Below are 8,610 nucleotides of genomic sequence, written 5' to 3'. Positions count from 1 at the left end.
ATGATCTTAATGATTTCTTCACCTGTTATCACTCCTGTACCAGGAATATTCCAGCATTGTCCGTAAGCTTTTTCATGTAAAGAAAGCTCTACCAGTGCTTTCGCTCCATCTGGAGTATAAATATACTCTCTTGGTACTTTTTTATCCCCAACAAACATTGCCTTTTTATGATCGATTATTGACTGAAGGAAATAGTGGAGAACTGTACTTTCAGCATATGGTCCATAAAAATCAGGAAAATGCGCTATAAATGCTTGAACCTTTGAGTCCATTACCTTCTTCCCAATTTTCAAACGAATTTTCCCTTTTTTCGTTTGTGGATTTTTCTCATACTCCTCAGATGCTTTTTCTCCTGTACTTTCAGCATAAGAGTAAATATTGTCAACAACTGCAAGTTTAGCCCCAACATTCTCTGACACTTGTAAAATATTGTTTATCATCGGTTCTTGTTTTGTTTGCCACTCCTGATAAGGTAAATTTACTGCATGATAAATACACTCTGCACCCTTTGCTGCATCCATTAATTGAGAATAGTTAAAAACATCTCCCTCTTTGATTTCTACAAGGTTGTTTCCTTCATATAATGCTTTTAGCTTTTTTATATTCCGAGCAAAAGCAATTACTTTAATTCCCCGAGAGATTAACTCAAATGTAATAGCACTCCCTATACCACCAGATGCACCAAGTACTAATGCTTTTTTCATTATTCATCCTCCTTTAATTAACCACTGTTCAATTAATACCAAAAAAAATTATGACTCTATCGAACGCAAAATTAATTGGATATGCGATTCTGCAAGATCTTTACTATCCTCATATTCCTGACCCTTAAAAATGAAATGTGTAACAAAGCCGTGGAGAGACAAAAAGATTGAATAAATATCCTTCGGTGTAATTTTTGTGTTCACTAAAGAATGAACTGCCTGTGCAAAGTTTTCAAAACTGTTATTAGGCTCTTCTTGTAAAAAGCTCTTTAATTCTTGGTCTTTTGTAAGAAACATCGTTTCATAATGACTCGGATTGGTTATTCCAAAGTGAATATAAGCTAGAAATACTTCTTTTAGTTTATCTTCTTTTGAAAGCTCCTTTGCCATGACTTCTTCTAACTTTTGATCTAACAAGAAAAAACCATCCGCGACTAGTGCATAAAATAACTCTGCCTTGTTTTTAAAATGATAATAAAGTGCTCCATGGCTATACCCAAGTTCTTTTGCAATCTTTCTCATTGAAACATGTTCATATCCATCTTTTACGAAAAGAATTCTGGCTACGTCTAGGATCATTTCTCTTGATAATTCTTTATCCACTGATTTTCTAGGTGACATTTTACTCTCCTCACTCTTTATTAACCACTGTTCAATAAAATACTATACCATAATTTACCACATGTCAATATTAAAAAATCCAGAATTAGTTTTCTAATTCTGGACACCCACCTTTATAATTTAAATTCCTCAACAATATCATGTAACTGTTGAGCTCTTGTACTTAATTCATTAGCTGAGGAAGTAATTTCCTCCATTGAAGCTAGCTGCTCTTCTGTAGATGCAGCTACCATTTGTGTACTCTCTTCTGTTATTTCTGTTTGTTTCGCTGACTCTCGTATCGAAGAAGATAATTGATCTACCCTGTTTAGCATCCCGTTTGCTGAATTTGCTATTTCTTCGATCTCTTTTGCTACCTTTTTTGTACGTTCAAATATATGCGAGAATGAAGTACCAGTTAATTCTACTAAGTTCATTCCTTCGTTTGTTTCTGCAGCCACACCTTCCATTGCTCCCATGGTATCCTTTGTATCAGCTTGTATTTCACTAATAATTTGACGGATTTTATTTGCAGATTGTGAAGATTCATCTGCTAGTTTTTTCACTTCTCCTGCAACCACCGCAAATCCTTTTCCATGTTCCCCAGCTCTAGCTGCTTCAATTGCTGCATTTAAGCTTAATAGATTTGTTTGTTGGGCAATTGATGTAATCGCGTCTAAAATGGAACCAATTTCATTTGATCTTTCTCCCAATCTCTGAATAACATCAGACGTTCTTTTTACTGCGTCTTGAATGACCTTCATCTGTGTAATCGTCTCATTTACAGTACGATTCCCTTTTTCTGCTTCCTCCGCTGAAGTAGTAGAGGAAGATGATACTTCAGATGTAACAATAGAAATTGAGTTTAGTTTCTCTGAAAGGTTTTGAACTAATTCAACATTATCCTTAGATTGAGTCGACTGCTGCTCAACAATCATCGCAACTTCCTCAACAGAAGATGTAATTGTATTTGTCGCTTGAGTTGTTTCCTCTGTAATTGAAAGCAACTCTTGACTAGCTGAGGCAACTTCTTGAGAAACCTGCTGGCTATTCTGGATAACTTCTCTTACAGCAACAATCATTGAATTTAGAGAAGTTGAAATCATCCCAAATTCATCTTTTGAGGTAATATCAAGTGTTGCAGACAAATCCTTGTGAGCAATTTTGTTTGTCGCATGCTGAATTTTTCGCACCGAATCTTTTATTCCAAAATAAAAACCAGTAACTAAGTAAATTAGGATAAGTAACACAAAGATTGCCGCTCCAATTGTCACGAAACGCTCAGTACTAAGTGAAATTACTTTTTCATCTAAAACTTTATCTAATCCATCAGTTTGATACGATAATAACTCATAAATCTTATTAATCGTCATCGTTGTTTTTTCAAAATAAACATTCGGTTCTATTGTAATCTTTGATGCTTCTAGTATATCTTTATTAATAATCTCAACAATTTCTTTTGCATTTGTAATTGACTCTGTTACATACGGTCCCATTGAGTCTTTTATGGAAGGATCTAGTTCAAAGATTCTTTGATAAGTCCTGTCTGCTGTAATGATGTATTCATCCATCATCCTCATTAAATAAATTAGTTGAATTCGCTCATCCTCTGTCATCGTTTGCTTAGTTGCAACTCCAACTCCAACAGCCCTTGATTTCCCCATGAATTCTGTTATTTGTGGTAGAGTTTGAACTAATAAATTATTCATATGGTTATTAACAAGATCTGAATCCAGAGTAAGATTTGTTTCGTCTGCAATATCCAGAAGCATTTGGAGCATTAATGAAATCAACTGATTGTGCTGTGCAACTGAATCTCCAACACTCATAGTAAGTGTTGTATCTTTAGTTTTTTCCCATTCTTGAACAACACTTTTAACATCATCACTTACTTTTTCCATAGAAGTTTCTTTAGACAAAGCTGCTTGAAAAGAATCCATTTGTGTTGTGATTTTTCCTCGAACCTCTTGTAGCTTGGACTCTGCTGATTGATCTCCTGAGATCACATTAACTGTTAATCCCCTATGCTGCTGTGTTAGTTGAATTAATGGATATAATTCCGACAACACCTTGGTACCAACTTGCTCTTGTTTTACGAATGAGAGCTCACTATTAATTTTCACAACCACACTTCCAACTAATACGCCTACTATCGAGAAGATAATAACAAACAGTAGTAGGAACTTTTTTGAGAATGAAAATCGATTTAATAAGGCAATAGCAGGTGTCAGTAATTTCTTCATATTATGTTCTCCTCTTGATGTTCTAATGGTTTATTTATCACTTAATACTTTTTTACTATAAATCAATAATATAAACAGTGATGTTTATCACTGCATTTCATTTGGTGGAATTTTATACTAATTAAAAAAATGGTGGGTTCGGTATGAATGAGCAACAAGCAGAAGAAAAATTACAAATAGCCCTAAAGAAGTTAAAAGACATTGAGTTCGCTCTTAATGAATCTTCTATAGTCGCTATTACGGATAAAAAAGGAAGAATTAATTATGTTAATAAGAAATTTTGTGCAATTTCAAAATATAGTTCAGAGGAACTAATTGGACAAGATCATAGAATTATTAATTCAAACTACCATACTTCATCTTTTTTCAAATCTCTTTGGGAAACAATATCAAAAGGTTATACATGGCATGGTGAAATTAGAAATCAAGCAAAAGACGGCTCTTTTTATTGGGTAGATACAACAATCGTTCCTTTTTTAGATAGCAAAGGTAAACCATATCAATACATATCCATCCGAAATGATATAACAGATCGAAAAGATTATGAAAAGAGGATACAACAACTTGCCTTCTACGACACATTAACAAATTTACCTAATCGAAATGCATTAACTAGACATCTTAAAGAAGTGATACCTGATAGAAATCTAAACTCTCATATTGCTTTATTTTTCTTAGACTTAGATCGCTTCAAAACAATTAATGACAGCTATGGTCATTCATTCGGTAATCAGTTATTAGTAAACGTTGCAGCAAGACTTGCCCAGTCTTTTACCAATCAAGCATTTATTTCACGAGTTGGAGGAGACGAATTTATTTTAGTTATAAATGATTTGTTTACAAAAGAAACAATTACCCAATTCGCAAATCAAATACTAACTACATTTTTAGAACCTTTCACAATAAACCATAAAGCTGTTGTAATTTCACCAAGCATAGGGATTAGTCTCTACGACTGCACCCAATATTCTAAAGAAACCACCTCCGACCAAATTATTGAAACACTTATACAGCAAGCAGACATTGCAATGTATCACGCAAAGAAACAAAATGGCTGTCACATTCAACTTAGCAATCCAATGTTGAATGAAGAAGTTACACGAAAATACCAAATTGAAAATGAACTGCAGCACGCTTTAGAAAAAGATGAATTTCACATACTCTATCAACCACTTGTGCATTTAGAAAGTGACCGGATCTTAGGGGTTGAAGCACTTCTTAGATGGGAAAATAAAAAACTTGGTACAATTACTCCATTTGAATTTATCCCGATTCTGGAGGAAACAGGTTTAATTAAGAAGGTTGGAAAATGGATTTTAAAAACAGTGTGTAAGCAGATGAAATTCTGGAAGAACCAAAATTTACCTTTAGCCAAAGTTGCAGTCAATATCTCTCCAATTCAATTTCAGGATGATAGCTTTCTAGAAGACCTTAATAAGATTCTAAATGATAGTAAGTTGAATCCATATTATCTTGATTTAGAAATAACTGAAAACGTGATTCAAGACTTTAAAGGTTCTGTAAACACACTATATGAAGTTCATAAAATGGGAGTTGGCATTTCTATTGATGACTTCGGAACAGGATACTCTTCTTTGAGCAGCCTGAAGTATTTACCAATTAATAATTTGAAAATAGATAAATCATTTATTAACAATTTAGATAGTGATGGTCGAATACTTGTTCAAACAATCATTACGATGGGGAAAAACCTTGAGTATCAACTCATTGCTGAAGGAATCGAAAGTACTGATCAACTAACATTTTTACAAGAGCTAAGCTGTGATTTTGGTCAAGGTTATATGTTTAGCAAACCTTTATCAGCTGATGCTTTAACAAAATTATTAATAGAAAACTCCATTAATATTGAAGGTAAAGGACTATGATTTCCTTCTTTCTACATTAGCTGTCATTCTAATCAATCTAAAAGGCTTCACGCATATGCGGAAGCCTTTTTCATTTCTTTATAAAGTATTACCCTCACCTGGAATAGGATGATTCACTAGTAGCTTTGCAAAATGAACAAGGTTATACGATAATGTTTTGACCTTTCCGTTCGTGAAGTCATTGCCTCTTCCTTCTTCTATATATGAAGGACCTGGACCAGCCTCTCCTACCCAATAGGCATCAACATTTGGCGGAACAGTAAAGCCAATGTGCTGAAGTCCGTACAGAAGTGATTTTGCAGAATCCTTTGCACCATCCTCATTTCCGGTTACAACTGCTCCACCAATTTTATTATAAAAAATACTCTGCCCTTTATCATTTTTTTCCATACTTGAAGCATATAATCTTTCCATTAATAAAGTGGCAATACTACTTTTTTCACCTAACCAAATCGGTGTCCCAATGACAACAATATTTGCTTCTTTTATTTTTTCAAATACCTCAGGCCATTGGTCTCCCTCACCCATATCGGATTCCATACCGTATGCAATCTGATAATCTGCTAATCTTAATTCCTCGGTTGTAACACCTTTATTTTCTAACCAATATCTTGACTCTTTCATAAGTGCACTTGTGTTAGATTCCTGATTACTCTTTTTTAATGATGTATTTAAATACAGTGCTTTCATGTCAACAGCTCCTTTATTATGGGTGTTTGTTTCTTTCATTCCACATCGAGCCTATATTAAAACCTTTTTTCGACAATTTCAGAATTAAACCTACAGCAAATTCCCCCAGATTCCCTGGATGTATGTCTTTTAGAAAAGTACATAAAATAAGACTTCAATAACTAATGGGAGAGAAATCATGGAACCCAAGCTACAATCCTTCATACCTGTTATCCAATCATCAAATCTTGCTAAACCATTAAAAAAACAAGATTTATTAACAACGTCATTTTTGATTGATCACGACCGAGATAACGAGTTGACCATGTACTATTCACCACATAATGAATACATCAACCATCATGCTAAGATTGTCATAATAGGAATTACACCAGGTTGGACTCAAATGAAGGCAGCCTTCGAACAAGTTATTGACTGCTTACCTATTTCAGAGTCTTCCACAATCGAACAGACACTAAAAAAAGCCAAAATAGCCGCAAGCTTTTCAGGAGCTATGAGGAAAAATTTAATCGACATGCTTGATCATTGTGGTATACAAAATGTTTTTCATATCAAAAGCTCTTCTTATTTATTTAGCGAAAACCGTGACTTTCTCCATACTACATCAATCATAAAATACCCTGTTTTCTATCAAGGGAGAAACTATACTGGACACCGTCCCAAAATTAACCATTCTTCACTGTTAACTTCTTATGCATATGAAATGTTTCCCAAGGAGCTATCACAGATAAAAGCACCTGCATTAGTCATTCCATTAGGCAAAATGGTGGAAGAGGTTTTGAAAAACCTAATAAAAAATAATAAGCTTAATGATCATATTTATTTATTTAATTTTCCCCATCCATCCGGTGCAAATGGACATAGAATAAAACAATTCACAGAAAACAAGCAATCTTTTATATCAACTGTCTTGGAATGGGCAGCTCTTTTTTCTTATAACACCTAAGTTTTAATTATGAAATCAAGGCTTGTCAGACATATTAAGAATAGCTAGATGAAAGGAGCAATGATGATGGAATATACTAATCGAGATGATGTAGTTAGAGAGTTACAACAATCTTTCCAGCCTCTTATGACTAAATATGGGATTGAGGATATTGGAGTGTTTGAAGAGCAGGGACAGAAGGATATTTATCATATGGGCTACACAATTCGAAAAGAAGGAAAAACGTATATGATACATACCCCGTATCTTAAGAACGAAGAAGGGCAATTAGCTCCTGGTAGAGATCTCTGGACTGTTGAAACAGATGAGGCAAACACCGAGGATGTTAGCGGGTTTGATAATTTAGATGATGCTTTACAATCAATTTAGTTAAATGAGGGGATCAATCCCCTCTTTAGTTTCTTATTATGATATAAATCATATAGAGAATATAAGCAACTACAAGAAACGTCCCTTCTCGACGGCCAACTCTAAAGCTTGTTCTTGAGAACACAAGTAAAATAAGCGTTAAGACAATCATAAGGATAAGATCAACAAATATCTTGCTATCTACTGCTAAAGGAGAAATAACAGAGGCTGCACCAAGAACAAATAATATGTTAAAAATATTACTTCCAACAATATTACCAAGTGCAATATCTCCTTCTTTTTTAATAGCAGCTGTGATTGAAGTTATTAACTCAGGCAATGATGTACCAATCGCTACAATCGTTAAACCGACTAATGTTTCACTCATCCCAAATGAATAAGCAATAACAGTGGCATGATCAACGACCAAGTCTCCCCCGATAATAATAGCTACTAAGCCACCTATTGTGTAAATACTATTTTTCCCCCATGAAGGTGAACTTGTTTTAGATACTGAAGCTTCTTCTTTTATCTTTTCCCGACTATTTCTCGCTACCTCAAAAATGTAATATAAAAACACAGCAAAAAATAACAAGAATATAAATCCGTCACTTCTTGTAATGAAATTAGCTTCTAAGGATTGAAGCGTCATATCACTTACTAAAATCAGGAGTGCTATACTCGCTAATAATGTAAAGGGAATTTCCTTTCGAATTGTTTCACTCTCAACCTTTAGGGGGTTTATAAGTGCTGTAATTCCAACAACAAAGGTGATATTTAAAATATTACTCCCCACTACATTCCCTATTGCAACTCCTGCGTTTTCCTCTAATGCAGCAATTATACTAACAGTTGCTTCCGGTGAACTAGTTCCAAAAGCAACAATCGTCAACCCAATTAGTAATGGTGACACATGTAAAGCACGAGCAATACTTGATGCACCCTCGACAAAAAAGTCTGCACCCTTAATAAGTAAAGCAATACCTAAGATTAATAAAAGATAGGACATTTATTCAGCTCCTTATTTCTATTTATTACTAATATTGTATTAGTACAACAGTTGTATTTGCCACTAATAGGTTCAATTTTGAAGTACAAAAATCGAATTTACATTGCTATTCGTCGTACTAAAAATAAAAAGAAAGCAATTGGCAAATCTTCATCAATCGCCAGAAAATAAGTGGAGAAATTCC

General features: G+C 34.2%; 8 protein-coding genes. 3 read left to right on the top strand and 5 right to left on the bottom strand.

Annotated elements, in window-relative coordinates; translation table 11 throughout:
• From ACEWK1_RS05800 to ACEWK1_RS05790, 3 genes are all read right to left on the bottom strand, one after another.
• On the bottom strand, positions 1-704 hold a 704-nt coding region (locus ACEWK1_RS05800; RefSeq protein WP_416635762.1), incomplete at its 3' end, for an SDR family NAD(P)-dependent oxidoreductase.
• A 48-nt stretch (positions 705-752) separates the two neighbouring features.
• The gene (locus ACEWK1_RS05795) at positions 753-1,325 is read right to left on the bottom strand and encodes a TetR/AcrR family transcriptional regulator (RefSeq protein WP_098797649.1); all 573 of its coding nucleotides are present in this window, start codon (positions 1,323-1,325) and stop codon (positions 753-755) included.
• 113 nt (positions 1,326-1,438) lie between these two features.
• Positions 1,439-3,547 carry a methyl-accepting chemotaxis protein gene (locus tag ACEWK1_RS05790; RefSeq protein WP_416635761.1) on the bottom strand — a complete coding sequence of 703 codons (2,109 nt, stop codon included), beginning with the start codon at positions 3,545-3,547 and terminating at the stop codon, positions 1,439-1,441.
• 143 nt (positions 3,548-3,690) lie between these two features.
• Between ACEWK1_RS05790 and ACEWK1_RS05785 the strand changes: the two genes are divergently transcribed.
• Complete coding sequence (locus ACEWK1_RS05785) at positions 3,691-5,433, top strand: EAL and GGDEF domain-containing protein (protein ID WP_379053503.1); 1,743 nt, start codon at positions 3,691-3,693, stop codon at positions 5,431-5,433.
• Between the two features lie 78 nt (positions 5,434-5,511).
• On the opposite strand, the gene ACEWK1_RS05780 is transcribed toward ACEWK1_RS05785, so the two are convergent.
• Positions 5,512-6,123 carry a flavodoxin family protein gene (locus ACEWK1_RS05780; protein ID WP_247339384.1) on the bottom strand — a complete coding sequence of 204 codons (612 nt, stop codon included), beginning with the start codon at positions 6,121-6,123 and terminating at the stop codon, positions 5,512-5,514.
• Positions 6,124-6,301: 178 nt separating this feature from the next.
• On the opposite strand from ACEWK1_RS05780, the gene ACEWK1_RS05775 reads away from it, so the two are divergent.
• Complete coding sequence (locus ACEWK1_RS05775) at positions 6,302-7,069, top strand: uracil-DNA glycosylase family protein (RefSeq protein WP_247339383.1); 768 nt, start codon at positions 6,302-6,304, stop codon at positions 7,067-7,069.
• 66 nt (positions 7,070-7,135) lie between these two features.
• Positions 7,136-7,438 (top strand): DUF5634 family protein, encoded by a 303-nt coding sequence (locus ACEWK1_RS05770; protein WP_247339382.1) that lies wholly within the window; start codon positions 7,136-7,138, stop codon positions 7,436-7,438.
• A 25-nt stretch (positions 7,439-7,463) separates the two neighbouring features.
• Here the strand turns inward: ACEWK1_RS05770 and ACEWK1_RS05765 are convergent, their stop codons facing one another.
• Positions 7,464-8,426 (bottom strand): calcium/sodium antiporter, encoded by a 963-nt coding sequence (locus ACEWK1_RS05765; RefSeq protein WP_247339381.1) that lies wholly within the window; start codon positions 8,424-8,426, stop codon positions 7,464-7,466.
• Between the last annotated feature and the right edge of the window lie 184 nt (positions 8,427-8,610).

Source organism: Metabacillus sp. YM-086, assembly GCF_048059995.1.
Classification (GTDB): Bacteria; Bacillota; Bacilli; order Bacillales; family Bacillaceae; genus Metabacillus; species Metabacillus litoralis_B.
The sequence above is the reverse complement of the archived record's forward strand: the minus strand, read 5'-3'. Positions and strand labels throughout refer to the sequence as shown.